29 protein-coding genes and 1 pseudogene are annotated in these 25,730 nt (G+C 62.1%); 12 read left to right on the top strand and 18 right to left on the bottom strand.

The window, feature by feature from the left end; translation table 11 throughout:
* The coding region (locus tag A2J01_RS18875; RefSeq protein ID WP_156519314.1) for a condensation domain-containing protein at nt 1–927 on the bottom strand (927 nt) is incomplete at its 3' end.
* Between the two features lie 192 nt (nt 928–1,119).
* Here A2J01_RS18875 and A2J01_RS18870 point away from each other — a divergent pair.
* Together A2J01_RS18870 and A2J01_RS18865 are read left to right on the top strand one after the other, a co-directional pair.
* Entirely contained in the window at nt 1,120–2,979 is a 1,860-nt protein-coding gene (locus A2J01_RS18870; protein WP_064113314.1) for a DUF4012 domain-containing protein, read from the top strand.
* Between the two features lie 182 nt (nt 2,980–3,161).
* The gene (locus tag A2J01_RS18865; protein WP_007732282.1) at nt 3,162–4,193 is read left to right on the top strand and encodes an iron-siderophore ABC transporter substrate-binding protein; all 1,032 of its coding nucleotides are present in this window, start codon (nt 3,162–3,164) and stop codon (nt 4,191–4,193) included.
* Nucleotides 4,194–4,229: 36 nt separating this feature from the next.
* Here the strand turns inward: A2J01_RS18865 and A2J01_RS18860 are convergent, their stop codons facing one another.
* From A2J01_RS18860 to A2J01_RS18830, 6 genes are all read right to left on the bottom strand, one after another.
* On the bottom strand, nt 4,230–4,733 hold the full coding sequence (locus A2J01_RS18860; RefSeq protein WP_047272189.1) for a GbsR/MarR family transcriptional regulator: 504 nt from the start codon (nt 4,731–4,733) through the stop codon (nt 4,230–4,232).
* A 570-nt stretch (nt 4,734–5,303) separates the two neighbouring features.
* Nucleotides 5,304–6,557: a hypothetical protein gene (locus A2J01_RS18850; RefSeq protein WP_047272186.1), complete on the bottom strand. Its 1,254-nt coding sequence runs from the start codon at nt 6,555–6,557 to the stop codon at nt 5,304–5,306.
* A 34-nt stretch (nt 6,558–6,591) separates the two neighbouring features.
* Nucleotides 6,592–8,583 carry a glycosyltransferase family 39 protein gene (locus A2J01_RS18845; RefSeq protein WP_082900902.1) on the bottom strand — a complete coding sequence of 664 codons (1,992 nt, stop codon included), beginning with the start codon at nt 8,581–8,583 and terminating at the stop codon, nt 6,592–6,594.
* Between the two features lie 93 nt (nt 8,584–8,676).
* Nucleotides 8,677–9,189, bottom strand: a complete 513-nt coding sequence (locus A2J01_RS18840; RefSeq protein WP_047272184.1) for a GNAT family N-acetyltransferase — start codon at nt 9,187–9,189, stop codon at nt 8,677–8,679.
* Nucleotides 9,190–9,312: 123 nt separating this feature from the next.
* Complete coding sequence (locus A2J01_RS18835; RefSeq protein ID WP_064113313.1) at nt 9,313–10,617, bottom strand: HNH endonuclease signature motif containing protein; 1,305 nt, start codon at nt 10,615–10,617, stop codon at nt 9,313–9,315.
* A gap of 48 nt (nt 10,618–10,665) precedes the next feature.
* A complete protein-coding gene (locus tag A2J01_RS18830) occupies nt 10,666–11,559 on the bottom strand; it encodes a dihydrodipicolinate synthase family protein (RefSeq protein WP_047270128.1) in 894 nt (297 codons plus the stop codon).
* A 71-nt stretch (nt 11,560–11,630) separates the two neighbouring features.
* Here A2J01_RS18830 and A2J01_RS18825 point away from each other — a divergent pair, with 71 nt between their 5' ends.
* Nucleotides 11,631–12,539: a LysR substrate-binding domain-containing protein gene (locus A2J01_RS18825; RefSeq protein WP_030537090.1), complete on the top strand. Its 909-nt coding sequence runs from the start codon at nt 11,631–11,633 to the stop codon at nt 12,537–12,539.
* Between the two features lie 6 nt (nt 12,540–12,545).
* Here A2J01_RS18825 and nadC read toward each other — a convergent pair whose 3' ends face one another.
* From nadC to nadA, 3 genes are read right to left on the bottom strand one after another with little or no spacing between them, the layout of a single operon-like run.
* On the bottom strand, nt 12,546–13,418 hold the full coding sequence (gene nadC / locus A2J01_RS18820) for a carboxylating nicotinate-nucleotide diphosphorylase (RefSeq protein WP_003941805.1): 873 nt from the start codon (nt 13,416–13,418) through the stop codon (nt 12,546–12,548).
* A complete protein-coding gene (locus tag A2J01_RS18815) occupies nt 13,418–14,989 on the bottom strand; it encodes an L-aspartate oxidase (protein ID WP_064113312.1) in 1,572 nt (523 codons plus the stop codon). Before A2J01_RS18815 ends, nadC begins: the two co-directional genes overlap by 1 nt.
* Nucleotides 14,986–16,023 (bottom strand): quinolinate synthase NadA, encoded by a 1,038-nt coding sequence (gene nadA / locus A2J01_RS18810; protein ID WP_003941702.1) that lies wholly within the window; start codon nt 16,021–16,023, stop codon nt 14,986–14,988. Before nadA ends, A2J01_RS18815 begins: the two co-directional genes overlap by 4 nt.
* A gap of 102 nt (nt 16,024–16,125) precedes the next feature.
* On the opposite strand from nadA, the gene A2J01_RS18805 reads away from it, so the two are divergent.
* A complete protein-coding gene (locus tag A2J01_RS18805) occupies nt 16,126–16,854 on the top strand; it encodes an NUDIX hydrolase (RefSeq protein ID WP_007733069.1) in 729 nt (242 codons plus the stop codon).
* Nucleotides 16,855–16,868: 14 nt separating this feature from the next.
* Here A2J01_RS18805 and A2J01_RS18800 read toward each other — a convergent pair whose 3' ends face one another.
* Both A2J01_RS18800 and A2J01_RS18795 read right to left on the bottom strand, forming a co-directional pair.
* Entirely contained in the window at nt 16,869–17,201 is a 333-nt protein-coding gene (locus tag A2J01_RS18800) for a hypothetical protein (protein WP_064113311.1), read from the bottom strand.
* Between the two features lie 109 nt (nt 17,202–17,310).
* Nucleotides 17,311–17,913, bottom strand: a complete 603-nt coding sequence (locus tag A2J01_RS18795) for a TetR/AcrR family transcriptional regulator (RefSeq protein WP_064113310.1) — start codon at nt 17,911–17,913, stop codon at nt 17,311–17,313.
* Nucleotides 17,914–17,996: 83 nt separating this feature from the next.
* Between A2J01_RS18795 and A2J01_RS18790 the strand changes: the two genes are divergently transcribed.
* Nucleotides 17,997–18,827, top strand: a complete 831-nt coding sequence (locus A2J01_RS18790; protein WP_064113309.1) for an SDR family NAD(P)-dependent oxidoreductase — start codon at nt 17,997–17,999, stop codon at nt 18,825–18,827.
* A gap of 11 nt (nt 18,828–18,838) precedes the next feature.
* Here A2J01_RS18790 and A2J01_RS18785 read toward each other — a convergent pair whose 3' ends face one another.
* Genes A2J01_RS18785 through bioB form a run of 3 tightly spaced genes read right to left on the bottom strand, consistent with a single transcriptional unit; the run spans nt 18,839 to nt 20,675 of the window.
* Nucleotides 18,839–19,429 carry a DUF2567 domain-containing protein gene (locus A2J01_RS18785; protein ID WP_007733080.1) on the bottom strand — a complete coding sequence of 197 codons (591 nt, stop codon included), beginning with the start codon at nt 19,427–19,429 and terminating at the stop codon, nt 18,839–18,841.
* Nucleotides 19,430–19,440: 11 nt separating this feature from the next.
* Entirely contained in the window at nt 19,441–19,665 is a 225-nt protein-coding gene (bsaP, locus tag A2J01_RS18780; protein ID WP_003941741.1) for a biotin synthase auxiliary protein BsaP, read from the bottom strand.
* The gene (gene bioB / locus A2J01_RS18775; RefSeq protein ID WP_024487821.1) at nt 19,662–20,675 is read right to left on the bottom strand and encodes a biotin synthase BioB; all 1,014 of its coding nucleotides are present in this window, start codon (nt 20,673–20,675) and stop codon (nt 19,662–19,664) included. Before bioB ends, bsaP begins: the two co-directional genes overlap by 4 nt.
* A gap of 164 nt (nt 20,676–20,839) precedes the next feature.
* Between bioB and A2J01_RS18770 the strand changes: the two genes are divergently transcribed.
* A complete protein-coding gene (locus A2J01_RS18770) occupies nt 20,840–21,496 on the top strand; it encodes a TetR/AcrR family transcriptional regulator C-terminal domain-containing protein (protein ID WP_007733086.1) in 657 nt (218 codons plus the stop codon).
* Here the strand turns inward: A2J01_RS18770 and A2J01_RS18765 are convergent.
* Together A2J01_RS18765 and A2J01_RS18760 are read right to left on the bottom strand one after the other, a co-directional pair.
* Nucleotides 21,482–21,802, bottom strand: a complete 321-nt coding sequence (locus A2J01_RS18765) for an AzlD domain-containing protein (protein ID WP_007733089.1) — start codon at nt 21,800–21,802, stop codon at nt 21,482–21,484. The two genes, A2J01_RS18770 and A2J01_RS18765, sit on opposite strands and share 15 nt — an antisense overlap.
* Nucleotides 21,799–22,512 carry an AzlC family ABC transporter permease gene (locus A2J01_RS18760; RefSeq protein ID WP_064113315.1) on the bottom strand — a complete coding sequence of 238 codons (714 nt, stop codon included), beginning with the start codon at nt 22,510–22,512 and terminating at the stop codon, nt 21,799–21,801. The genes A2J01_RS18765 and A2J01_RS18760 overlap by 4 nt, the downstream gene beginning before the upstream one ends.
* A gap of 64 nt (nt 22,513–22,576) precedes the next feature.
* On the opposite strand from A2J01_RS18760, the gene A2J01_RS18755 reads away from it, so the two are divergent.
* The 3 genes from A2J01_RS18755 (at nt 22,577) to A2J01_RS18745 (ending at nt 24,068) form a co-directional block, all read left to right on the top strand.
* Complete coding sequence (locus A2J01_RS18755; protein ID WP_047270126.1) at nt 22,577–23,149, top strand: helix-turn-helix domain-containing protein; 573 nt, start codon at nt 22,577–22,579, stop codon at nt 23,147–23,149.
* Between the two features lie 101 nt (nt 23,150–23,250).
* A complete protein-coding gene (locus tag A2J01_RS18750) occupies nt 23,251–23,664 on the top strand; it encodes a VOC family protein (protein WP_030537099.1) in 414 nt (137 codons plus the stop codon).
* Between the two features lie 29 nt (nt 23,665–23,693).
* Complete coding sequence (locus A2J01_RS18745; protein ID WP_030537100.1) at nt 23,694–24,068, top strand: VOC family protein; 375 nt, start codon at nt 23,694–23,696, stop codon at nt 24,066–24,068.
* A 5-nt stretch (nt 24,069–24,073) separates the two neighbouring features.
* Here A2J01_RS18745 and A2J01_RS36470 read toward each other — a convergent pair whose 3' ends face one another.
* Nucleotides 24,074–24,238 carry a hypothetical protein gene (locus tag A2J01_RS36470; protein WP_003941708.1) on the bottom strand — a complete coding sequence of 55 codons (165 nt, stop codon included), beginning with the start codon at nt 24,236–24,238 and terminating at the stop codon, nt 24,074–24,076.
* Between the two features lie 288 nt (nt 24,239–24,526).
* Here A2J01_RS36470 and A2J01_RS37220 point away from each other — a divergent pair, with 288 nt between their 5' ends.
* The 3 genes and pseudogenes from A2J01_RS37220 to A2J01_RS18735 form a co-directional block, all read left to right on the top strand.
* Nucleotides 24,527–24,655, top strand: coding sequence for a hypothetical protein (locus tag A2J01_RS37220; protein ID WP_003941742.1), 129 nt, complete (start codon nt 24,527–24,529; stop codon nt 24,653–24,655).
* Between the two features lie 109 nt (nt 24,656–24,764).
* Nucleotides 24,765–25,154: a tail fiber domain-containing protein gene (locus tag A2J01_RS18740; protein WP_231915828.1), complete on the top strand. Its 390-nt coding sequence runs from the start codon at nt 24,765–24,767 to the stop codon at nt 25,152–25,154.
* Between the two features lie 10 nt (nt 25,155–25,164).
* A pseudogene (locus tag A2J01_RS18735) lies at nt 25,165–25,730 on the top strand (helix-turn-helix domain-containing protein); the annotation flags it as partial.

The raw sequence follows: 25,730 nt of genomic DNA, 5'->3' as shown, positions 1-25,730 counted from the left end.
CGAGATCTGACGCACCAGTTCTCGTGGCGACAGATCCCGTTCGAGTTGCGCACGAACAGGCACGATGTTGGACAGCATCCCACCTGAACGTCTCGACGTCGCCGTGGTGCGGCCGGACACCGGCAAGCTGAGGACTACGTCATCGGAATCCGTCATGCGACCCAGATAGGACGCGAATGCACCGACGAGGACCGCCACCTCGGACGTAGTCCACTCGGTCGCGACATCCGAAAGTTGTTTTGCAAGAGTTGGATTCAGTGTCCGAACCATCATGCGCTGCGGCATGGACGTCAGCCCGGCGCCGTCGGCGAGGCGAACCGGGCGGGGCAGGCCTTCGGACATCTCCGTCCAGTACTGCTCGTCCGATCGATACCGCGACGAGGATCGGTAGTCGACGTCGAGGTCATGCAGTGCACGTACCCCGAGACCACCGAAAGGAGTCAGCGTCTTGCCATGAACCAGATGCGAATAGCGCTCGGCCACCCGAGCGGTGAGTGTCATCGCCGCATGTCCGTCGAGCACGAGGTGATGGGCGTGCGAGTACCAGTAGTAGTGCTCATCTGCCAGGTGAAGCAAGGTTGCCGAGATCAGGCGGTCAGACATCACGTCAAGTGGCCGTGAGTATTCCGCTGTCATCCACTCGTTCGCGCGCTGAACCGGGTCGCGGTCGCTGCGTAAGTCGAGGTATGCGAGATCGTCGACGATCGAATGATCGACGACCTGTGCCGGCTCGGCATCGGTAGCGACGAGGCGAACGAACGGCGACTCCAATTCATGACATGCCGTGTTCGTTGCCTCGATCAGCGCGTCGACGTCAACCGGTCCGCGTAGTTCCACGTACTGAGCCACCACGAACGGAGTTGACGGACTCAATTGCTGCGCGAACCACAGCGCGAGCTGAGCCCGAGACAACGGAAAAGCACTCAACCCGTCACCTCACATTTCACCAGCCTTGTTTTTCACGAACGTTCGGTGGCTGATCACGTGAATCCATGGGAGCGAACACCACGAACGGCCGAACCGAACCCTACTGTCTCGTCTAAGTTTTCACCACTGGGCCAACACTGCTAGACATGTCGACGCAGCTTTCACGCACTCAAACGTCAGGAGCTTCAGCGGATGAACAACGACACGGTGGGACCAAAGTCCGACGACGATTCCGGGGCTGAACCGAGCGGCTCCAACACCATCCCACCGAGGGGCCCGGAGCGCGAAACCAAGGGGGCGGCCGCTTTTCTCCGAAGCCGTAGAACGGCAGTCGCGATCACCGCAACGACGCTGGTAGTGGGCGGTTTCGTGGCATGGCTCGGGTACACCGCATACGAGGCGAAAGACAACCTGGAGGCGGCTCGCGACCACGCACAGTCGGCGAAGAGCGCTCTCCTGGCCGGAGATACGGGAGTCGCAGAGTCTGCCGCGGCGGAAGCCGATCGCGAAGCATCGGCCGCATACGACAACACCCATTCACTCCCCTGGAACATCACCGCCGCAATTCCCGTCATCGGGTCGCCGTTCGAGTCGACGCGCCAGATGACCGAGGTCGTTCAGGGGCTTACGCGTGACGTTCTCGGCCCTGCCGTGACTACCGGAACTTCACTCGCACCAACGGAATTGGTGCAGCCCGGTGGGCGCTTGGCACTCGCACCGTTACGCGAAGCGGAACCGAAACTGACCGAAACAGCTATCGCCGCGGAATTGCTGTCGTCGCAGGCACAGGAAGTTCCCGAATCGAAGTACCTGGGCCGAGTTAACGATGCCAGAGCAGAATTACAGTCGCAGACAAGCGAACTGGCTACCCTCCTGACGAACACCGCCACCGCGGCGCGCATCGCACCGGCGATGCTCGGCACCGACGGACCGCGCAACTACTTCATCGGTTTCCAGACCAATGCGGAAGCGCGAGGAACCGGCGGCCTGTTGGGTGGATACGGCATCGTCCGAGTCGACAACGGCGCCGCTCGGGTGGACACACTCTCCCCCAACTCCGAACTAACACTGGACAATCAACCGATAGACCTTGGTCCTGACTTCAACCAGCTGTACGGAAACAGTCGACCGGCCACCGATTTTCGCAACAGCAACCTCAGCTCGCACTTTCCGTACGCAGCGCAGATCTGGCAGTCCCTGTGGTCACAGGAGTCCGGGGGTGAGCTGGTCGACGGCGCGATAGCGACCGATCCGATAGCACTGAGTTACCTCCTCGCGGCGGTGGGACCAGTAGAGATGCCGGACGGAGAGTCGGTAACGGCCGACAACGTCGTTGAGTTGACCGAGTCGACCGCGTACGCACGCTTTCCCTCCGACAACAAGGCACGAAAGCAGTATCTGCAGACAATCGCGGCCCGTGTCGTGGCGAAGATGACCGGGAACATCAAGTCGCCGAGCGCATTACTGGAGGCTCTGGGCAGAGGTGTCAGCGAGGGCAGAATCGCAGTGTGGAGCTCTCACCCCGACGAACAATCGGTTCTTGCCGACACCGTCCTCGGGCACACCATTCCCGATGATGCCGCTCCGTACGCCGGTGTGGTGATCAACAACCAAGCCGGCAACAAGCTCGACTACTACCTCACACGAGAAATCGACTACACAGCCCAGACGTGCACCGGCGACACCCGAAAGACAACGGTCACCGTTCGACTGACCAACAACGCGCCCGACGCCGACCTGACCGAATATGTCAGCGGGATCGTCGACAACCCCGGACGACTGCCCAATGGCACCAATGTGGCTGCAGTCACTCTGCTTGCGACAGCCGGCGCCAAACTCGATGCCGTCTCCGTGGGTGGACAGATTTCGTTTGCCGTCAACGGAACCGAACAGGGTCACCCGGCCTACATGACCAGGGCCGTCATTCCGCGAGGCCAGACGGTTGAGCTGAAGTTCGATCTGACCGAGCCCACAGCCGAGGGCGAAGCTCGCGTACCGGTCCAGCCGCTTGTCGACGACCCGAAGATTACCGTCGACGTTCCTAGCTGCTGAGCTTGTCCGGCAAACGTCGACGAGGCCCCTGGCATGTCGCCGTTTGTCGGACTCGTGAACTTTCAGCAGATTTGAAACTTTGGCGAAGGCTAGCCTATGCTTCCTGACGCGCCTGGAACCGGCCGTCGGCTGCGATCCGTCGGAGTCTCACTCCTCGGCGCATCGACAACGGAAGGTTCCCCATGCGATACGCCCGTGTGCGCTCACTTCGCCGAACTGTGGCGCTGAGTGGATTGGTCATTGCCGCCCTGGTAATCGGCGGATGCAGTAACAACGACACCGCAACCGAATCGAGCAGCAGCGACTTCGAAACCGTCACCATCGAAAGTGCGCTCGGAAACGCCGTCATCACCGAAAAGCCCGAGCGAATCGTGACTCTCGGCATGGGGTCGGCAGAGACCGTAATCGCGCTCGGCACGATCCCCGTCGGCGTCGAAAAGTACGCATGGGGCAGCGACGACACCGGGTATCTGCCGTGGGTCCACGAAGCGGTCACGAAGCAAGGTGGCGAACTGCCAGAGCAGTTCACCGGCGGAACCGATCTCAACATCGAGGCGATCATCGCTCTCGAACCCGACCTGATCCTCGCCCCCTGGTCCGGCATCACTCAGCAGCAGTTCGACTCACTCAACGCGTTCGCGCCGACCGTCGCCTACGCCGAGAGCCCCTGGACCATCACGTGGGAAGACCAGATCAACGTCATCGGCAAAGCCATGGGCGAATCCGAGAAGGCGACAGCCGAAATCGACAAGATCAAGTCGCAGTTCGCGGAATCGACTGCAGCACATCCGAACTACGCCGACGTCAGCTTCTCCTTCATCTACAACACGGGCCCAGGAACCCTCGGCGTCTTTTTCGCCGAAGAGCAGCGTGTGGCCATGGTCCGCGCACTTGGCCTGCAGGTGGATCCCGTCGTCTACACCTTGACGGAATCTGAAGGAACAGACTCCGCCGTCATCGGCCTCGAGAACGCAAACCTCCTCGACAAGTCCGACCTGCTCTTCACCTTCTACTCGGACCCGGCCAACCGGGCCGAGATCGAAGCGCAGCCCGCTTACCAGGCAATCCCCGCTGTGGCTCGGGGAACTGTCATCGCTCCGACCGAACAGCCCTTCGTCACCGGTTCCTCGATGATCAACCCTCTGACCGTGCCCTGGTCGCTCGAGCGCTACGTGCCGATGATCGACGAGGCAATCGCGAAGCTGAACAAGTGATGTAGATCAGCATCGTGCGATCGAGAAACCCGCGTCCTATTCGGACGCGGGTTTCTTGCCGTCGCGTTCAGCTTTGAATCGCATCCACTCACTGCTCAGCATGCGATTGTCGATGATCCACCCCATGTAATCGCGCATGTTGAGCACACGAATGTACGCGGGACCGTTGGGATTTGCGTACTGCAGGGCCTCGGTCGCAAGCTTGCGTTGATTCTCGAGATACACGTGCTCTGTTTCGAGGAATCCGCCCCACACGTCGGAATCCATGACGTAGTAGTGAGTCCGATCCCGAGGCTTGCGCGTGAGCTTGACGAACCCCCGGTCGATCAACCGACGAATGTAGGTGGACACCGATCCGCGACTTGCTCCGAGTGCCTGCGCCAACTCTTCGGCGCTGACCCCTTGCGACTCGCTGATCAGCAGATAGCCCGCAATCCGACCTTCGATACGAGCCCCACCGCCGGACTGCCAGTACACGGAGAACTGGTCGATGAACCAGGTGGAGAAATCGTCACCGCGAGCAGGGCTGGCATCGCCCATTCGTTGAGCCTCCGACGTCACTCGATAACAAGAACATTGACATCCGATTCTGCCAGCTTAGGGCTATACCCACGCAGTCCGCATCGCCTTAGGATCGACCGAGAAGTCATTCGCTGCGAAGTCGGTACATGTCACCGTCGTCGCCGACCCATTCGGCCGGCGGACATGAGCAACCATCGATGTCACCGAATCACCAAGGGGAGAAGCCTGAACGACCCGAGCGGTCAACGAAGCGGAGTCTCGCGGGTCAGTGTCCCCGATGCACAGATCGAGCGTGACGGTTCCCGACGCGCTGTCGAATGATCCGCCGCCCACTGTCAATCCGTCCGAAAACTCCGATGCTCCTGAGTGCAGCGCGTCAGCCAACGCGGACTCCACTATGGGGTCTCCCGGGCATAATTCACCTGACGAGGGACCATCTAACATTGTCGCCCGCGAGGGCGATTCCTCCACACTGAACGCGCACCCCGCGAGCACAATCGAGGAAGCCACGCCTACTACGCAAACCAGCGGACGCCAACGACCAATTTCGCCTGCCATTCGCGACACGCTATCTGAAAACCTCCGCAGCTAGGGCGATAACACCAAGCCTGGAGTGGTTGCAATGAACTCGAGTTGTTCGATCGTCAAAGGCGACGCCGATGTGGAGTCCGCCGATGTCACGAACTGGGTCACCACTACTGTTTCGCCGGAGGGGTGAACAACCCGGACCGTGTCATCGCCCGAGCCATCGGGATCGACCAGGCGAGTCACGGTGGTGGAGCCTGGCAACGTCAGTGTCTCACCCGGTTCCGGCACAGCGGTACCAACTGATATTTCGACATCGCTGCTGCCGTCCGCTGTTGAGGCGACGATCCGCTCGCACACTCCTCCCTGTCCGTAATCATCTGGAACCAACGAACCGAGCGGGCGCTCCAAAGTGACGCCTGCCGCGCCGAGATCCTTCCAACGTGCATCGAGCAACTGATTCAGTCGGTCGATATCCATGCGCGACGCAGGTGGACCGGCATTCACAGAATCGGTGTAGCAGGATGCCATCGGCGGCGGCGTCGAGTCTGGAACCGGCGCAGTCACCGCAAGCCCCGGCGCGGTCGCTAACGCGATCAGTTCGTCCATCGTCAAGAGCGGGGAAGCATCCGACGAAGTTCCGGTCGACGTGTCGACGCTGGCAACAACCCGGGATCCATCACCGAGATACGCGACGACTCCGCGCTCGCCCCCGACTTCCGAACCGTCTGTGTCTTCGAAATCGGCTCTGTCCTCGAAATCGGCGATGTCGAGCACTGTTCCGTTTTCGAGATGCTCCCGCCGATCCACCAGACCCTCCAAGCACGGCGGCACCGGCTGATCCCATGCACGCACCTGAACCGAGATATCCGCAGTCCGCCCGACGCGAGTCAAGGTTCCCTTCGCCGACGTAGAACCGCTGAACTCGATCGGGTCGACCCCGTCAGGAAACGAGGCACCCCGGTAATTCTGGATCGGCGCAAACTCGAGCGATTTCGATGGACTCGCAAATGCAACGTCGACATCGGAAGGCAGCGATTCGAGTAGTGCGTCGCTCATGGCGGTGGCCTTCGGTCCCGAGAACCATGGATAGTCCGGGTCGTCATAGCCGGGCTCACCGGCAAAACCGTAGTTGATACGCACCGGCGGACCCGGCGATGCCACCGAATCGCAGCCGGGAATCGACGCGCCCGTGTCTTCGTTCGTCACCGCCGCGACAACAGTTCCCAAGGCGACGATCGAGACGATCACCAGCCCGTCACGCCAGGTCCATTGCTCGCGGCGACGGTTCGACTCGTGTGCGGTGCGCCCAGACATTTCTCGATCATTGCCTACCACAACAACTACGTCGCTATCCGACATACCCGCTGAGGTCGTAGATCGTGGAATTTCCCACCGTTGTCGACGTGAAATTCGCTTCGACCCATTCCTGGATGGCACTCGACGTGCTGTCCCCGCTTTGGCCCTCTCGCTGGCTTCCGCCCTGGCCACCGGCAATGTAGTAGTGAATTTTTCCGTCTGCCACGTACTGGATGAATTGATCCAATGTCGGTGCGGGATCGGAACTCCAACCGCCGATCGCCATCACCGCGGTATTGCTGGCCAACTCGTAGGTTGCTGCGCTTTGCGAGCCGTTGGTCGCGGCCGACCACGTGGTGCCCGCATTGACCAGCATTGCCGTCAACTCGGAAGTACTTTCGCTGCCGCTACTCAGTTCTTGCCCGTTCGACGCCGGATTTACAGTCGCGTCAGAAGAATTCGGCGGAGCGTCACCGTTTTGCAGCTCTGGGCCCCCACCCATACCTCCTCCCCCGCCGATTCCGGAGTCGGACACGGCGCCGGTCGGTCCGGCCGTCGGGATGGACCCACCGTGCGCTGTTGCGGCAGTGGCAATCGCGTAAGACGCAGAACCGGTTATCCCTGCCAACGATCCAAGAATCAATCCAGCGACAGCGAGCTTGCGAAATCGATCCTTGGCTCCCACGAGAACCAGGATCGCGCCGACGACAGTGCCTACCAACAGAATCCACTTCAGCATCGGCAGCCAGTCGGCATTGCGGTGCAACAACACCCAACTCCAGATTCCTGCGGCCAGCATCGTCGCAGCCAAGCCGCAACGTCCGATCCAACGGGCACGGACCAACCACAGAGCGTATCCACCGGTCCCGATCATCCCCGCGACGGCGGGCGCCAGCGCAACTGTGTAATAGGGGTGGATCGTGCCGGACATGTAGCTGAAGATCAGGCCGATAACGAGAAACCAGCCACCCCAAAGGATCAACGACGCACGGACAAGATCTGTGCGCGGTGCGCGTCCCCGAGCGAGCAGTCCGAACACCACTGCGATCAGTGCCGCAGGTATCAGCCAGGAAATCTGGATACCCATCTCGCTGCCGAACAGCCGTTCGAGTCCGGCACTTCCCCCGAAGCTCGAACCTGCACTGCCACCGGCCATTCCGCCACCGCCACCGGTGCTCCCGAAAAGTCGACCCAATCCGTTGTATCCCAGTACCAAGTCCATGACGCTGTTGTTGGTCGATCCGCCGATGTACGGGCGAGAATCAGCGGGCCACAGCCACACTGCCAACACCCACCACCCAGCCGATATGACAACGGACGCAGCACCGATCACCAGGTGGACCAGGCGAGTCCGCAAGCGCACCTGTCCGGCGATCAAATACGCGGCACCGAATGCAGGCAACACCATCAGCCCTTGCAGCATCTTGGTGAGAAAGGCAAACCCCAGCGCTACTCCTGCGAGCGCCACCCACATCGCGGCTCGACGACCGATCGCCGTGCCCATAGCCCGAATCACGAAGTAGCCCGCAAGAGTCATGAGCAGAACCAACAGTGCATCAGGATTGTCGAACTTGAACATCAGGGCGGCAGCGGGCGTAGCTGCCAAAACAGCTCCCGCCACCAAACCCGCAGCGGGCGACGCCACTCGTTTGACGGCCGCGTATACGAGCGCTACTGATCCGACGCCCATCAATGCCTGCGGAACTAGAAGACTGGCACTCGAGAATCCGAAGATTCGTCCGGACACACCCATGACCCACAATGAAGCGGGCGGTTTGTCGACAGTGATGAAATTCGAGGTATCGAGGGAACCGAAGAACCACGCTTTCCAATTCTGGGAGCCGGCCTGCGCCGCTGCAGCGTAGAAGGTGTTGGCGTAGCCACTCGCGGTCAGATTCCACAAATACAGGACTGCCGTTGCTGCCAACAGGATCGTCAGCGCCAATCCTGTACTGCGCGTGCGGAACCACGACGGCGAGGGCTCCGCGCGATGGGCAGTTGGTGCCGGCCGCTGACGCGGGGCCGGATGCAGAACGGCGATCATCAGGAAGTCCCTTCACGAGTTACTGTCCTGCCAACGATCGCGTCTCCAACCCTGGCGGCACTGGGAGCCGGCTGGAAAGTTGCTGTGAATGGCTCAGGTCAGGGAGCGCTCGAACAGCACGACGCTGAACCAACCGGTGTCGGCATCGTCTCCGAAGTCACGACGCCCTACCTCGGTAAAACCGGCGTCCAAGTAGTAGCGGCGCAACCGCACGTTGGTTTCTACACAATCGAGCCGCAGGTACTGCGCGTTCTCGTCCGCGGACCGTCGATGGGCCCAGACGAGTAAGCGTTCGCCCATCGAGGTTCCCGAGAATTCTCGATCGATAACCAATCCGTGCACGTAGCCGGCAGGCTCGTTCGAATCGGGCCAGACCACAGGGTCCGACCAGATCAACCGCAGGGCACCGACAATCCTCGACTGCTCCCGGTCTCGCGCAACAAAGAACTCCCCTCTCGAAATCTGCTGCTCGACCTGCTCGACAGACACTTCACGCGGGCGCCACTGGATGATTCCGCGTTCTGCCAACCAGTCTTCTGCCGCGTGCCGCAGCGCCAGAATCTCCGGCCCATCGGTCTCGACCGCTTGCACAACGTCCACAACCATATGACCTCCCCCATATCTGCAGCCGTTCACAACAACACGGCCTCCAGGCCCCAACCCGGGTGTATCTCCGAGTTGAAGCCTATCGGCGTGAAGTTGTGCGCCTGAACGGGTGTCACCACTCAGTCAGGTTTTGAATGTGGTGTTGGCCGGCCGTGGGTGCTGCTGCGGGTCGATCGAGGGCGGCGGAATGAACCAGGGCTTGTTGTCGACACCGATCCGAATCGCCCATTTCCCGACGAACCCGGATTTCCGGTGCATCAACCGGTGATGTGAACGGCACAGCAGGACCAGGTTGTTCATCACCGTCGGGCCGCCGTTCGCCCAGTGCCGGATATGGTGCGCATCCGTCCAGGCGGGCACGCATGTGCAGCCCGGGAAGGCGCAGCCTCTGTCGCGGGCAATCAACGCAGTCCGTTGTTCGGCGGTGACCAACCTCTTTCCTGGTTTCGCATCCAAGGGCGCGCCGTGATCCTCGAGCAGGACGGTGGAGAGGAAGCAGTCACACCCGAGGAGTCTGGTCTGCGATACGGACAGTGGTCCGAGCCAGGGCATGTGCCCGACATCGAGATCCGATACGGCCATTCCGTCATCAGTCTTGGAGGGTGTTGCGGCGCAGTCCCGATGCTCAGCCAAATCACGCGCGTTGATGTGCACGTTCACGTGCGGACGCTGACCACCGTCGGTGCCGGTTGTGGCGCAGTCGAGGTAGCGGCGGATCAGTTCGGTGAACCCGTCCGCGGTCCGTTTCGCCGCCGACCGAGAATCCGGGGTTCCATCCGGTGCCGGGGTCGGCATCGTCAGATTCGACAACGCCGACAACAACATTTCACCGGTGAGGGCATCGAAATCACCACGCACCACCACCCGACCGTTCAACGTCGACGCGATCCGCAACTCATTGAGATCGACATCCTCGGCGGGCGGGATCTCATCCGATTCGAACAACCGCTCCAAGGTCGCGATCACGTTCCGCACTTTCGTCGTCGTCGCCTCCACCCCCGACGCAGCAGCCAACAACAAATCGATGCACTTCGGTAGCGCCTCCTCCGGCATGCCTTTCGGTGGTGATTCGCAGAACGCCACGATCAACACCGCATGCTCGAACGAGCAATCCCCATCATCGAAGCCTGCCGCCACCGCCGGAAACGGCCGCAAAGCTGCACCCAGGGCGGCGATCTTCTTCCCGTCCCGAACCTGCAGCATCGTGTTGCCCGCCAACCACGCACCCACCCCGCGGCTGGCAATCACCTGATCATCCGGGCGCAACGACAACTCGTCCACCACCGCCACACGCACAGCTTCCAGGCGCAGAATCTCCGCACTCGCCGACACCGCAGCAACCCGCAACTCAGCAGCCGACAACCGCCACAGGCGTCCGCGTAACCCCACCGCAGAACCCGACACCACATCCGACAACAAGACACTCATTGAATCCCCCGATCCCCTCCCCACACAATACTCGAACATGCGTTCGAGTCAAGAGTGGTAGACCTCGAGCGCCCGCGCTACCGATTCGTCACCCGCAGGTAGCAACGGCAGTCGCACATGGGGAGTCGGAATCTGTCCCAACGCATGCAATACGCCCTTGATCACAGTCGGGTTCGGTTCGGAAAACAGAGCTCCGGACAGCTTCGACAAACTCCGCCCGAGGTCACGGGCGCCGTCCACATCGCCACTGTCCCAAGCTTTTACCAAGCGGACGAACTCAGCGGTCGACACATGAGCGGACGCCAAGATGCCACCGGCCGCACCCAAGGCCAGAAGAGGCGCGAGAAATAGATCATCCCCCGCCAGTACGGCGAAGTCGCCCGGAAGATCCGCGAAGAGTTCGACGGCAGCTGCGTCGATACCGCCCGCGGCATACTTCACACCAACAACCCCGGGCAAAGTACCCACCTCCTGCAAAGTGCCGCTGTCCAGATCGCACGCAGTCCGGTACGGCACGTGATAGACGATCAGCGGCACTGGGCTCGACGACTGCAGATGCGCGAAATGCGCCACCACACCGGCTTTCGACGGCCTCGTGAAGGAGGGAACCGGCACCAACGCCGCCGAGACCTCAGGCCACCGAGCCAGCCTCCCGAGCGCCTGCGCACTGGCCGCCGTGTCGTTACTGCCCGCGCCGACGATCAACGTCGCGCCTCTCGCACGGCACACATTCGCACAGATATCCAGAACGGTCACTCTCTCCTGCTCGGTGAGTGTTGCGGCTTCCGCTGTAGTCCCCAGCGCAACGAGTCCGACCGCACCCTCGGAGAGGACCTGGTGCGCAAGCTGTTCGAGTGCATCGGTTGCAATACGACCGTCGCTCTCGAAGGGCGTGATCAGTGGAACATGGATTCCGGCCAGGTCAACTCGAGTCGTAGTCATAGAACTCAGCCTCACCGAACAAACCTTGTAGGTCTAGTTCGCATTTCCATCGTCGAGCGTAAGCTGAGCTGATGCTCGATGTTCGTCGACTGAAGCTCTTGCGCGAACTAGCGCTGCGCGGAACCATCGTTGCCGTTGCCGAGGCGCTGTCGTTCAGTCCCTCCGCGGTGTCGCAGCAGTTGGCCGTCCTCGAACGTGAAGCCGGCGTGCCGCTGCTGGAACGAACAGGCCGTCGCGTCCGACTCACACCCGCCGGTGAGAACCTCGCACGTCATGCCGAAGCCATCCTGCAACGCCTGGAGCAGGCGTCAGGTGAATTGGTCGACGCACGTCGTGGACTGGCGGGGCCGCTGCGCATCGGAACGTTCCCGACCGCGGCACGGGCGATCCTCCCGGCGGCATTGATCGCCCTGTCTCGCGAGCATCCCGGGTTGGAACCGATGGTTTCGGAGATCGACCCGGCGGACGTCGCCGACGACCTACGAGCTGGGACTCTGGACTTGGCGTTGATTCACGACTACGACTTCGTCCCTCGCCCCACCGAACCGGGCCTGACGACATTGCCGCTATGCAGCGAAGCCGTGTACCTCGCATCGAGTGACATCGAGTCAGATCCCCACGACGCTGTCGCATCGCTGACCGACTGCGTAGAACGTCCCTGGATTACCGCAATTCCCGGAACTGCTTGTCATGCAATGACTATTCGCGCATGCCAGGCAGCTGGATTCACCCCGAAAGTGCGACACCACATCGACGAATTCGCCACCGTTCTCGCCCTCGTCGCTGCGGGACAGGGTGTTTCGCTGGTTCCTGAACTCGGAGCAATCCATCCGCCGCTAGGTGTGCGCCTGACGCCGATGCCCATTCGACGAAGGACCAAGATTGCACACCGAGCGGGCTCCGACGCTCACCCGGCGGTCGCAACCGTGACAAACGCGCTTCGCTCGGCCGTCCCGCAACTGCTGGACGCCGAGCAATAGCGACACCTACATGTCGAGCCCGAGGTCGAGGACCGTCACCGAGTGCGTCAAGGCACCTACAGCGAGGTAGTCGACGCCGGTTCGGGCGTACTCTGCGGCAACGTCGATGGTGAGACCACCGGATGACTCGAGTTTGGTTTCTGGAGCTACAGCGTCTCGGCGCTGGACCGCGATCTGCGTCTGCCACAGCGGGAAGTTGTCCAGCAGAACAAGTTCCACGTTCTCCGCCAGCACCTGATCGAGCTGAGTGAGGTTGTCGACCTCAACTTCGCACTCGATGTCCGGGGCGAGCTCACGGACCGCACGAAGTGCTGCAACCACCGAACCGGCAGCAGCAACATGGTTGTCCTTGATCAACGCCGCGTCACCCAATCCCATGCGGTGGTTGACGCCTCCGCCCACGTGGACTGCATATTTCTGCAGAGAACGCAGTCCGGGCAGTGTCTTTCGGCTGTCCCGCACTTTGGCATGAGTGCCGGCGATGGCGTCGACCCACTGTGATGTCGCCGTGGCGATTCCCGAGAGATGGCAGACGAGGTTGAGCATCGTGCGCTCTGCCGTGAGAAGGCCGCGGGTGGGTGCGACAACGGTGAGCACCGATTGACCTGGCGCAACCCGAGTTCCGTCGGCCACCCGATCAACGACCTCGTAGTTACCCGCGCCGATCACCTCGTCGAGAACAAGCAGTCCGACGTCGATGCCGGCGACAGTACCCGAGGAGCGTGAGACGACCGACGCCTTCGCGACCGCATCGGCGGGAACCGTTGCGGTAGAAGTGATGTCGGGGCCATAGCGCAGATCCTCGTCCAGAGCGAGCCTGACCAATGTGAGCAGCTCGTCACGGTCGAGCGGCGCGGGCAGGATCTTCTGCTCGGTCATCAATGAACTCCTGTCAACAACATGTCGGGTATTTCGAGCGCTCCGTCGGCACCCATCTTGATCCGAGTGCTGCGACGCTGATTCGGATCTGTTTCAGGATAGTCGGTGCGGGTATGGCAGCCACGGCTCTCGGTTCGCGCCACGGCCACGTCGACCAATGCAGTCGCGGTCAACGTGAGCGCCGCGTCTTCGAGGTCCCGAGCAGCCACCGCCACTGTCTGTTCGGCGTCGGCAAGCGCGGCTCGCGCAATCTGGAGACCGCCTCCGTCGCGAACCACCGACGCGTGTGCCGTCATGACGGACTGCACGGTCTCTCGCGGCAGGATCGGCATCGGCTTGCGCACCACGTTGACCACTTCGGCATGAACCTCGCGACGCTCGGCAGCTGCGATTCCTGCACGCTCCCCGACTACCAAACCCTCGAGAAGGCTGTTGGACGCAAGACGATTCGCGCCGTGCAATCCCGTGCGAGCCACTTCGCCTGCTGCGTAGAGACCAGGCACTCCCGTTCGTCCATGGACGTCGGTGGCGACTCCGCCGCACGAATAGTGCGCGGCCGGAGCGACCGGAATTAATTTGGTGCGTGGATCGATGCCCGCTTCGAGGCAGGACGCCGTGATGGTCGGGAATCTCGAATCGAAACCGTCGAGCTTGCGAGCGTCGAGATAGACGTGATCAGTGCCGAGATCGCGTAGGCGTGCTGCGATTGCCCTCGAGACCACGTCACGCGGGGCGAGATCACCCAGCGGATGAACACCTGCGGTGACCGAATCACCGTTGGTGTCGACAAGAATCGCGCCCTCGCCGCGGACCGCCTCACTGATCAGGGGTCGGCGGCCTACCCCGCCCGGAGTGAAGAGCACCGTCGGATGGAACTGAACGAACTCCAGGTCCGCAATCGCCGCACCGGCTTCGAGTGCCAACGCGATTCCGTCGGCAGTCGCTCCGGGCGGATTTGTGCTGCAGGCATACAGCTGACCGAGTCCGCCGGTAGCGAGCAGCACCGCGGGCGCATGGATCACTCCGAGGCCTTCCGGCGAGGAGACGATGAGTCCGCACACCCCACGCCGGTTGGTCACCACCTGGACTGCCGCTGCACCGAACAGAACGGGGAGCCCGGCAGCATTGAGAGCCCGCTGCACTTCCGCGCCAGTGGCGTCGCCGCCGGCATGGATGATCCGACGCGTGCTGTGCCCACCCTCGCGGGTGCGCGACACCTCGCCGTCTCGCCCGCGATCGAAGACCGCTCCCAACGCGGCCAGCGCAGCAACAGCGTCGTGACCAGCTTCGACGATGGAATAGACGGCTTCCTCGTCGCACAAACCGACGCCGGCCTCACACGTATCCGAAACGTGCGACTCGACGGAATCCGTATTCAGATCGTCGACGACCGCGATGCCGCCCTGCGCGTACTGAGTCGCGGTGTCCGTCGGACCGCCCTTGCTGACCGTGAGTACTTTCAGTCCGCGCAGAGAAGCGGTGCGCGCGGCGGTGAGGCCCGCGACACCGCCTCCCACGACGACCAGGTCGGCATGAGCCTCCCAGGCGAAACGCCCGGCAGGGCTGGTCACTCGCCGCCGCCCGGATTACCGATCTCGATCATGCGCTGCACCGACTTCTGTGCACGCTTGGCCATCTCGAGATCGACGTGGACCTCGTCCTTGCCCTCGAGAAGGCAGCGAAGCAACGCGGCAGGCGTGATCATCTTCATGTACGGGCACGACGCGCGGTCGTTGACGGCCTGGAAATCGACGTCGGGCGCTGCCTTGCGCAACTGGTGCAGCATCCCGATCTCGGTCGCGACCAGAACCTGCTTGCTCTTGGTGACGCGGGCCGCGTCGAGCATTCCGCCGGTGGAGAGAATCTTGACCTTGTCCGCGGGGACCGCGCCTTCACCGGCTAGGTACAGAGCCGAAGTAGCGCAACCACATTCAGGGTGCACGAACAGCTCGGCGTCCGGGTGCGACTTGGACTTGGCCGTCAGCTCGTCACCGTTGATGCCGGCGTGCACGTGGCACTCACCAGCCCAGATCTGCATGTTGGTACGGCCCGTCACGCGCTTGACGTGAGCTCCCAGGAACTGGTCCGGCAGGAACAGAACCTCGCGGTCGGGATCGATCGAGTTGACCACGTCGACGGCATTGGACGAGGTGCAGCAGATGTCGGTGAGACCCTTCACCTCTGCGGTTGTGTTCACGTACGACACCACCAGCGCGTTCGGGTTGTCGGCCTTCCACTCACGAAGCTGCTCGGCATTGATCGAGTCGGCCAGAGAGCAGCCGGCTCGCTCGTCCGGGATCAGCACGGTCTTGGACGGCGACAGGATCTTCGCGGTCTCGGCCATGAAGTGCACACCGCAGAAGACAATCGTGTCCTCGGGCGCCTCGGCAGCGATTCGTGACAGCGCCAGGGAGTCACCGACATGATCGGCGACGTCCTGAATCGCAGGCAGCTGGTAGTTGTGCGCAAGAATCGTCGCGCCGCGTTCGCGAGCCAGACGTTTGATCTCAGCGGCCCACTCGGGGGTCGCTTCGACTCCGTTGTATCCGCCGGGGCCGTCGTGAATCTGCGAGGCCGATCCCTCCCATAACGTCGTGGTCGTCATGGCGTTCTCCTTCACCGTGAACCCGGGCTCGTCACCCAGTTCAAATCCGGACGGGCTGGCCCGGATTTCCGTATTCGAGGTTTTCGACTTAGGATCGAAAACGTGCCCAATAGTAACACCACCCACGAAGTGCTTGCAGCGGTGTTCCAAGTTCGCACCTTCCCCGCAAGCATCGCCGCAGGTGACGGCGATCACTGCCCGCAAGGGCGTGAAGAGTTGGCCGTGCTGCTGTGGCAGCGTGCACTCAACCCACAGAAGGGCACGTGGTCCCTGCCCGGGGGCACTTTGCGCGACGACGAGGACCTGACGACCTCCGCTCGACGACTCCTCGCCGAGAAGGTCGACCTACGAAAGGTCGCCCACCTCGAACAGCTCTCCGTCTTCAGTGATCCACAGCGCGTGCCGGGTCCGCGCCGCATCGCGTCGACCTTCCTCGGACTCGTTCCCCTCAGCGCCGACCCACAACTGCCACCGGACACGGCCTGGCACCCCGTTTCGAAGTTGCCGGAGATGTCGTTCGACCACGGAACCGTCGTACGGCACGCGCGCAATCGACTCGCCGCGAAACTCTCGTACACCAACATCGCATTCGGGCTGGCCCCGGAAGAGTTCGCGATGTCGACACTGCGCGAAATCTACTGCGCTGCCCTCGGTTACCAGGTCGATGCCACCAACTTGCAACGCGTGCTGGGGCGTCGAGGCGTTCTGACTCCCACCGGCAACACCGCACCGTCCGGCAAGTCGGGTGGACGTCCACCCGCCCTGTACCGTTTCACCGACTCCACCTTGCGGGTCACCGACGAATTCGCCGCACTACGGCCGCCAAGCTGACACCGATCGCACTGTCAGGCAACAGCTTCGAGACTTCCGCGTTGCAACCACACCGAGGTCACGGCGCCGGCCGGATCGATGACCCGGTTGATTACACCGAACCGAGTCGTCACCCGATCGAGAATCCGATCGGCCTGCCAACGATCCGTCGGATCGGCGACAATCGCAAAGAAGCGATGGGTAGGTTTTCCCGCCATGACGCGAACCAATTCGGTGACCGTCCGCGCCGTGACTGCCACGCTCCAACCAGCGTCGAGAAACTCGGCGGCCGTGCGCGCACCGTGCTCGAATCCGATGTCCGTGACAAGTACAACTCCCCTGTTGGGGGCGATCTCTGAAACACTCATTGCCGAACCTCCACTCGGAATCAAACTTCTTGACTCCTATGTAAGTCCGCAATCTTGTGCTTCCCTTGTGCTGGTTCTGTGAGAACTCTGGGGAATTGCGCGCCCCACCTCAGACAGCCCTGGAAAGGCCCGCCCAGAAGACCGTCGAGGCCGCGTTCACCACCTCGCCCACCGGCACGTCGCCCAACATTCCGCCCGCAGCAAGCGTCGCGACGCCGTGGAACGTCGCAAAGGCAACCAGCGCAATGCTTTCCGGATCACCGGCGGCAATGTCACCGGCGGCCTGAGCTTCCGACACGAGCCGGACGGTCAGGTCCATCGTCGCGTGCCCCGCGTTGACGACAGTTTCGGCGGCGCCCGGCGCATGCTTGTTGCTGTACATCAGAGAGAGCAGGCCCGGATGCTCCAGCGCAAAATCCACGTAGGCATTGGCGAGCGAGGAGAACCGGGCCCTCGCGGTCGGTGGAGCATCCGCGACTGCCCGCTCGAGCGCACCGGTCATCCGATGGAATCCACTTTCGGCCAAGGCATCGAGCAAAGCCTGGCGATCACGAAAGTGCTTGCCCGGAGCCGCGTGGCTCACGCCCGCCTCACGCGCGAGTTGCCTCAGCGACAACTTGTCGACGCCATCTCGTTCGAGTGTTGCTTCGGCCGACGCCAGGAGTTCCTGTCGCAGGCTGCCGTGATGATACGGATGTTCGTGGGCGGGCATGGTGGCACCATATCAAAATGTTGTCATTGACAACTATGGTGTCAGTGCCTACATTTGGGATCACCCGAACCGAAGGAGCCACCATGGCCATCGACGTAGCCGGAACCACCGTCCTCATCACCGGAGCCAGCGCTGGGCTCGGAGTGGAATTCGCTCATCGCTTTGCCGCTCGCGGCGCAAACCTGGTTCTGGTCGCCAGGCGGGCCGACCGCCTCGAGGCACTCGCCACCGAACTCCGTGGCGCCCACGGCATCATCGTGACAGTCCTGCCCGCCGACCTGGCCGCACCCAGCGTCGGTGCATCGCTGCACCAGGAGCTGACAAACCGTGGCATCACCGTCGACTCGCTGATCAACAACGCCGGATTCGGAACACACGGGGCATTCGTGGACGAAGATCTCGAGCGCGTCACGTCCGAGATTCAGCTCAACATCGCCACGCTGGTCGAGCTGACACACACATTCCTGCCCGACCTTCTCACCGGCCGCGGAGCACTGGTCAACGTCGCCAGCACAGCGTCGTTCCAGCCGACACCGGGCATGGCCGTCTACGGCGCGTCCAAGGCGTTTGTACTCAACTTCACCGAAGCACTCTGGGCCGAAGCTCGCGGCAGCGGATTGACTGTATTGGCGGTGTGCCCCGGTCCGACGCGCACCGAGTTCTTCGACGTAGTCGGCTCCGAAGACGCGGCGGTCGGGCGAATGCAGACGGCAACTCAGGTGGTGGACACCGCTTTCCGCGCACTGGATCGACGCTACGCGCCGCCGACCGTCGTATCGGGACTGCCGAACTGGGTGTCCTCGATCAGCACTCGCTTCGCAACCCGCCGGTTGGGCGCGCTGATTTCCGGGCGACTGTTGGGTGACGTGCGAATAAAAGCCGAAACCAAGCGCTCGTCGACCTCTGCGGCGTAGCGACGCAACAGTTACGGAAGTTTCGGCTGGCTTTCGACTTCGGCCTGTTCGGTGTCGGTGGCCGGATCCCCAGATTCCGGATCCCCGGATTCCGGGTGGTCCCCCACCCCGAGGTCGTCGTACGGATTGAGCACTGCAAGAACCAATGTCACGACGCACGCCGCGAGCGGCTGAAACAGAAGCACGAGCAAAGTTCCGACGTTCGGGGCCCGCGCGATGATCTCCCCGACCGCCGGATTGTCGGCCGTGGGGAAACGCAGTTTTGTCACGCCCGAACCCACGAGTGCCATCAGTCCGGTACCTGCCACTGAACCGACTATCAACCCGCCCAGGGCATAAGGACCTCGACTCAGGCGTGCCAACCAGGCCGCCACCGCCGACAGCACACCGACGATCAGTGCCAGCCAGATGAACACGGCGCTCGCGTCGAACTGATGAAGGCTCTCACCCGTCAACGCGACGCCGCGCCCCTCGGACACCACCAACAGGTGCTCGGCCGGAGCCAAGAACGCCCACAGCACACCGACGAGCACGCTCACGCCCGCAATGGTTGCGGCGATCACGATCGCGGTGCGCAGACGAATCTGCCGAAGAGAGATCACACAGAGTGACGCTACCTGCGGGCGACGTCGATCGAGTCGACGACACCGTGTCGGGAGCATTTCGCCCACCATCCGTCAGGGCTGACCTGAACGATCATGCGGCGCCCGCACTGCTCGCAGAAGCGAGGAGGCTCGAGCCCCATCGACGCCGCAGTCGGCGTCGGATCGTCGACGCCGTCGACGATCCGACGCCCGGTGAACGGGTTGTACCGCTCCTCGGTCACCGGAGTGCTCACAGAGTGTCGTTCAGTGCTTTGATCGGCATCTGCAGATCCACCAACAAATCCAGATCCTTCTCGGCGGGACGTCCGAGGGTCGTCAGATAGTTGCCGACGATCACGGCGTTGATTCCGCCGAGGATGCCCTGCTTGGCACCCAGGTCGCCGAGAGTGATCTCGCGTCCACCCGCGAAGCGCAGGATCGTGCGTGGCAGCGCGAGACGGAATGCCGCCACGGACTTGAGCGCCTCGCTGGCGGGCAGCACGTCCAGATCACCGAACGGGGTACCCGGACGCGGGTTTAGGAAGTTGAGCGGGACCTCGTCCGGCTCCAGTTCAGCCAGGTTGGCCGCGAATTCTGCGCGCTGCTCCAGGGATTCGCCCATGCCGAGGATTCCGCCGCAGCACACTTCCATGCCTGCTTCACGAACCATCCGAAGCGTGTTCCACCGCTCTTCCCACGAGTGCGTGGTCACGACGTTCGGGAAATGCGACTTCGAAGTTTCCAAGTTGTGGTTGTACCGGTGCACACCCATGGCGGCCAGTTGGTCGACCTGCTCCTGGGTGAGCATGCCGAGCGAGCAGGCGATCTGGATGTCGACCTCGTTGCGGATCGCCTCGATGCCTGCGGCAACCTGAGCGAGCAACCGGGCGTCGGGTCCGCGGACGGCAGCCACGATGCAGAACTCGGTAGCGCCCGACTTCGCAGTCTGCTTGGCAGCTTCCACCAAGCTCGGGATGTCCAACCACGCCGCGCGAACCGGCGACTGGAAGAGTCCGGACTGCGAGCAGAAATGGCAGTCCTCAGGGCAGCCGCCCGTCTTCAGGCTGATGATGCCCTCGACCTCGACCTCCGGTCCACACCACTTCATACGCACATCGTGGGCGAGAGCCAGCAGGTCTTCGAGCCTGTCGTCGTCGAGTCGGAGTACGTCGAGCACCTGGCTTTCGGTCAGGCCAACTCCTCTTTCGAGAACTTGCTCGCGCGCCTGGTCGAGGATGTCGACCGTCGCAGGGGCCGTGCTAATCGGGGGCGGGGTCACAGACGTCTCCTTCGAAACCAGCAAAATTGAACACCGTACAAGTTGAACGGTGTTCACGTTAGAGACGTGGTGGAATACTGTCAAAGGCGGGTCCGATCGACATTCGATCGAAAGCGCTCCACAGCGGGACGAAACGAGGGGAACAACAAGTGCAGTTGCGACGCGGCGACGTGCTGGACGGCGCCATGGCGATACTCGACGAGTTCGGACTTGCCGACCTCACGATGCGCAGGCTCGCAACCTCACTGGGCGTCCAACCCGGCGCCCTGTACTGGCACTTCCCGAACAAGCAGACCTTGCTCGGCGCGGTCGTCGACAAGATCCTCGAAGACCTCGACGCCCCCGTCGACGCAGACACGTGGCAAGAAGCGTATTCCGAACTGGCACACAGACTTCGGTCTGCCCTACTGGCGCACCGCGATGGCGCCGAGTTGGTCAGCGCCACCTTCGCTTCGCGGATGACGAACAGCAAGGTGCGCGAGCATTTCGTACAAGCCGGGCAAGAATCCGGTCTCTCACGCGAGCACGCCCAACTCGCGGCGTACGCCCTGCTGTATTACGTACTCGGCCATACCGTGGACGAGCAGTCCCGAGCGCAGATGGAAGAAATGGGGGCACTGACCAGAGCACCCATTTCCCCCGACTCCCCCGAGGTGATCGGCGGCGGTTCCGACGAGGACCTCCTCGACGGCGATCCGACAGTGCGCTTCCAGTTCGGCCTGGACCTGTTCATCGACGGCATTCGCACTCGCCTGAATTCGATCCCCGATTCAACGCCCATCGAATCGGCTCTACGACACTCCTGACAGTCGGAGTACTGCAGTAGTGCCGGCCGCGACAATCACCACGACCACCAACGGCGCCTTGAACCAGGCGCAGATGCCTCCGGCCACCACGCCGAGCATCCGCGCCGGCCCCGCAACGTCATGCCCGGTGAAGACCGTCGATGTCACAACCACTGCGAGCAGCAGCACCACGACAGCACGATCGAGGGTTTTCTCGGCGAAGCCGGAGAGCTTCACCCGAGCGCGGAGCAGAACGCCACTTGCCCGCAAAGCGTAAGAACCGCAAGCGAACACGACGATACCGATCCAGACCGACGCGGTATTCATCGAACCTTCTCCCGGAACGGTATCGTCACCGCGATACTCAGCAGCGCTACGAGCGGCGCGGTACCGGGCGGCAGGAACGGCGACGTGGCCACCGCGACTGCTGCACCGATCAGGGCGGCAAGCAGCGTCACCTTCTCCTTCAGCGCAGGAAAGACAAGGGCCAGAATGACAACCGGAAACGCGGCATCCAATCCCAACGCGCCGGGGTCTCGGACGACGCTGCCGAGCAGCCCGCCCAGGAGAGCTCCGATCGGCCACGACACCGCGATCCCGATTCCACAGAACCAAAAAGCCGCACGCTTGCGCTCCACCGATTCCTGCGCCATGGCGACCGCGACGCTTTCGTCGTTGACCAGGTGCGCGCCGACCAACTTGCGCCAGCCCGAGCCCCCGCGCCAGCCTGAATCCGTGTAGCGATCCCTGCCGAGGAATGATCCTGCCGACATCCCATAGGCGAAGTTACGGGAGTTGATCAACAAGCCCGCCACAACAGCAGCGGTGGCACTGCCTCCGGCTGCGATGATTCCGATGAACAAGAACTCCGAAGACGCTCCCAGAACGAGTACAGCCAACGCCAAAAGCTGCCACAACGAGAATCCAGCCGATCCTGCCGTCACACCGTAGGACACACCGACGATGGCCACGGAGAGACAGATCAGCACGCTCACCCGAACCGTGTCTCGATCAACTGTTCGCCATAAAGAACGCATGTATTCTATGTTGAACGAAGTGACACCGTTCGTCAAGTAGAACGATCGATCGGAGAATCGAACGATGCCCAGTAATGAAACGGATACAGCGGAGACTCCTCAGAAACTTGTCGCCGTCGCACTCAAACGGGAACGTGCCCGAGCAGGCTTGAGCCTTTCGGAGGTCGCCCGGCGCGCCGATATCGCCAAGTCCACACTCTCCCAACTCGAATCCGGACTCGGAAATCCGAGCCTCGAAACACTGTGGGCACTCGGAAACGCATTGGGCGTGCCGTTCTCACAACTCGTCGACTCTCAGGCACAGACCGTTCAGTTGATTCGAGCCGGAGAAGGTCCCGCGATTGCGTCGGCAAACGCGTCGTACATCGCGACACTCTTGGCGCCGAGCCCACCGAACGCACGACGCGATCTGTATCGGATAGTCGCCGAACCGGGCGAGCCGCGTATTTCGACTCCGCATGCACGCGGCACCACCGAACACGTCGTGATCGGCACCGGACGGGCGCAGGTCGGGCCCACTGCAAATCCGATCGAACTCGGACCGGGCGACTATCTTGCTTATCCCGGCGACGAGGAGCACATCTTTCGGGCGCTCGAGCCCGGGACGACAGCGATCTTGGTGTCGGAACACACCTGAGCCGCGATGAGTTTCGCCGCTGCGGGAAGTCTGTATCTGGGAGGTGATGTGGCCAGAGCCTCGATTGCCGACGACAGTAACGACCGACAGCAGGAGGACCCATGTCCGGATCCAGCATCAGCAGCATTTTGCTCTCGAGCACCGACCCCGAACGCTTGCGCGACTGGTACGCCGAGGCGTTCGCCCCGAAGGTCGACCGGACTCCCGGCGAACCCGGCTACGACGTGCTCGACTTCAACGGTTTCTACGTGATGCTCGACAGACGCGACGACGTCGGCGAGACCAACCCCCAGCCGGGTCGCATGTTCCTCAACGTCGAAACCGACGACGCCCGGTCGATCGCACAGCGCATCGATGCGCTCGGCGGAAAATGGCACGCTCCACTCGAAGACCGCGGGGGCAGTTTGTTCGCCACTGCGATCGACCCCGACGGAAACTACGTTCAGATCATCGAGTTCAGCGAGGAAGCCAGGGCCGAGATGGAATCCGGAATGACGGATTCCCAAACCACCTAGTCCGGCAACCGCTGGGAACGGAGATAGTCATGCTTACAGACACGAAAGCATTCAGCGGATTTTCGGTGACAGACATCGACTCTGCAAAGAAGTTCTACGGCGAAACACTCGGGTTGAAGGTAACCGACGGAGACATGGGACTGATTCGCCTACATCTTGCCGGCGGAACCGAGATCCTCGTTTATCCGAAGCCGAATCACGAAGCGGCGACCTACACGATTCTCAACTTCGTCGTCGACGACATCGACACAACCGTCGACCAACTGACCGCACGTGGCGTGGAGTTTCTCAAATACGACGGATTCCCCCAGGATGCGCGAGGCATCATGCGTGGCAACGGCCCCGACATCGCCTGGTTCACCGATCCCGCCGGCAATGTTCTGTCGGTGATCAAGGAGTCCTGACGCGCTTAACCGCTGAACAGCTGCGACTGCCGCTGTTCAGCGGTGTCGGTGTTGGAGCGTTCTGCTGCCGCAGTTTCACGCTCGGCAGCCAGTTGCTCGGCGCTTTTTGCGTCGACAACGGGCTCCGACGCGCTGAGGTCGGAAAACAAGCCACTGCTCGATTCGTTCACATGCCACCCTTTTGCCTGGTCATCGTTGCCGCGCGCAGATAAACCTGCGTTAGAGATCGGTCGATGGCTACTCAATTACTGCCGCCCGTACGGCGCCGACAAGACGCCGATGACTCAGCAGTTCTTCACCCAGTGTTGCACGCCTGTGTTTTCCACGAGAAATTCGGTCCAGACGGGTTGTCATCGCCCGCACGGCGGAGCAATGTGAAAGATGAGCGCGGAGCAGGTCGGCAGCACTTTCGTCGGACACCTGGCCCCTCAATTCACCGCACAATTTTTGGAGGAATCATGTTGGGAATTGCTTTGGGCCTCGGCAGCGCCGCTGTCGGAATCGGCCTCGGACTGCTCGGCGCAGGAGCGGGAATTCTGCTGAGCGACAAGACCGTCAAAACCGCACGACGTGAACTCACCGCCTGACCAGGGCGAGCGCACTGAATTTTTGGGCACTCGGGTCGGTATTCGGGTGAACGCCGCGATGCGACACCCCGCGCAGTGGGTGTTCGCACGGGCCGCGCATCGACGTGGCGTGCATACCGGAGTAGATGTTCCGACGAGCGCGCAGGACGTGCTCGACCGGTTGACGGCACTCCGAATAAGTACGTGGAGTTACGGATTCGACCACAAGTCGGTCCGTCACCTGGGTCCGATGGCGCAAGACTTTGCGGCGATTTTCGGCTTGGGATCCAACGCCCGCCGGATCTCCGCCGTCGACGCGAACGGCGTCTGCATGGCGAGCATCCAAGCGTTGAACCGCAAAATCAGTGCCCTCGAGACAGAAGTCAGCGCGCTCGAGAAGGACGTGAACAGACTGAGACGGGAAACGGGAGACACGAGCACGACTCGGAATGCATTGGAAACAAACAACAATCACATATCCACACCGCTCGACGAATTCGGTGGATCCACCGGTCTGTAGTTTGTTCGGTGTGACCGCCCCTGATTCAGACTCCGACTCAGCGCCCAACGTGATTGCCGCGCTGTTCGACGTGACGTCCGATTCAGTCGGCGACGAACATGTCGAACAGGTACTTGCCGAATTCGGCTTTGGCGCAACGGAGGTCGCGGAGACCGCGGCCCGCATCCGGGCCAGTCGGTCGGAATTTCGGCGACTTCGCCGTCGCGAGAACGAATTGGCGGTTCTCTATTCGAGTGCACGTGAGCTCGCGCAGGTTCGCGACGTGGACACACTGCTGCAGAGGCTGGTCAACCGCGCACACGACATCATGGGCACCGACGTCACGTACCTGTCCGAGTTCGACGTGATCACTCGTGACCTGAATGTTCGAAAGACGGCCGGCGCGGTCTCGCCGGAACTCCAGCATCTGCAAGTTCCTGCCGGCGCGGGACTGGTCAGCGCGATTGCCGAATCTCGAGCAGCCCAATGGGTTCAGAACTACAGCGACTACACGCAGTCGCGCCATGACGAAGTGGTCGATGCCGCGATCGTCGCCGAGGGTCTGGTGGCGATTCTCGGCGTGCCGATGCTCTCCGA

Origin of the sequence: Rhodococcus sp. EPR-134 (assembly GCF_001647205.1) — a bacterium.
GTDB lineage: Bacteria > Actinomycetota > Actinomycetes > Mycobacteriales > Mycobacteriaceae > Rhodococcus_F > Rhodococcus_F qingshengii.
This window is presented reverse-complemented; position numbering and strand designations above follow the sequence as displayed.

Bases quoted from the DNA above. Each gene is read 5' to 3' on its own strand.
- A2J01_RS18870 (WP_064113314.1), top strand. From the start codon at position 1,120: ATGAACAACGACACGGTGGGACCAAAGTCCGACGACGATTCCGGGGCT.
- A2J01_RS18865 (WP_007732282.1), top strand. From the start codon at position 3,162: ATGCGATACGCCCGTGTGCGCTCACTTCGCCGAACTGTGGCGCTGAGT.
- A2J01_RS18860 (WP_047272189.1), bottom strand. From the start codon at position 4,733: ATGGGCGATGCCAGCCCTGCTCGCGGTGACGATTTCTCCACCTGGTTC.
- A2J01_RS18850 (WP_047272186.1), bottom strand. From the start codon at position 6,557: ATGTCTGGGCGCACCGCACACGAGTCGAACCGTCGCCGCGAGCAATGG.
- A2J01_RS18845 (WP_082900902.1), bottom strand. From the start codon at position 8,583: ATGATCGCCGTTCTGCATCCGGCCCCGCGTCAGCGGCCGGCACCAACT.
- A2J01_RS18840 (WP_047272184.1), bottom strand. From the start codon at position 9,189: ATGGTTGTGGACGTTGTGCAAGCGGTCGAGACCGATGGGCCGGAGATT.
- A2J01_RS18835 (WP_064113313.1), bottom strand. From the start codon at position 10,617: ATGAGTGTCTTGTTGTCGGATGTGGTGTCGGGTTCTGCGGTGGGGTTA.
- A2J01_RS18830 (WP_047270128.1), bottom strand. From the start codon at position 11,559: ATGACTACGACTCGAGTTGACCTGGCCGGAATCCATGTTCCACTGATC.
- A2J01_RS18825 (WP_030537090.1), top strand. From the start codon at position 11,631: ATGCTCGATGTTCGTCGACTGAAGCTCTTGCGCGAACTAGCGCTGCGC.
- nadC (WP_003941805.1), bottom strand. From the start codon at position 13,418: ATGACCGAGCAGAAGATCCTGCCCGCGCCGCTCGACCGTGACGAGCTG.
- nadA (WP_003941702.1), bottom strand. From the start codon at position 16,023: ATGACGACCACGACGTTATGGGAGGGATCGGCCTCGCAGATTCACGAC.
- A2J01_RS18800 (WP_064113311.1), bottom strand. From the start codon at position 17,201: ATGAGTGTTTCAGAGATCGCCCCCAACAGGGGAGTTGTACTTGTCACG.
- A2J01_RS18795 (WP_064113310.1), bottom strand. From the start codon at position 17,913: ATGCCCGCCCACGAACATCCGTATCATCACGGCAGCCTGCGACAGGAA.
- A2J01_RS18790 (WP_064113309.1), top strand. From the start codon at position 17,997: ATGGCCATCGACGTAGCCGGAACCACCGTCCTCATCACCGGAGCCAGC.
- A2J01_RS18765 (WP_007733089.1), bottom strand. From the start codon at position 21,802: ATGAATACCGCGTCGGTCTGGATCGGTATCGTCGTGTTCGCTTGCGGT.
- A2J01_RS18760 (WP_064113315.1), bottom strand. From the start codon at position 22,512: ATGCGTTCTTTATGGCGAACAGTTGATCGAGACACGGTTCGGGTGAGC.
- A2J01_RS18755 (WP_047270126.1), top strand. From the start codon at position 22,577: ATGCCCAGTAATGAAACGGATACAGCGGAGACTCCTCAGAAACTTGTC.
- A2J01_RS18750 (WP_030537099.1), top strand. From the start codon at position 23,251: ATGTCCGGATCCAGCATCAGCAGCATTTTGCTCTCGAGCACCGACCCC.
- A2J01_RS18745 (WP_030537100.1), top strand. From the start codon at position 23,694: ATGCTTACAGACACGAAAGCATTCAGCGGATTTTCGGTGACAGACATC.
- A2J01_RS37220 (WP_003941742.1), top strand. From the start codon at position 24,527: ATGTTGGGAATTGCTTTGGGCCTCGGCAGCGCCGCTGTCGGAATCGGC.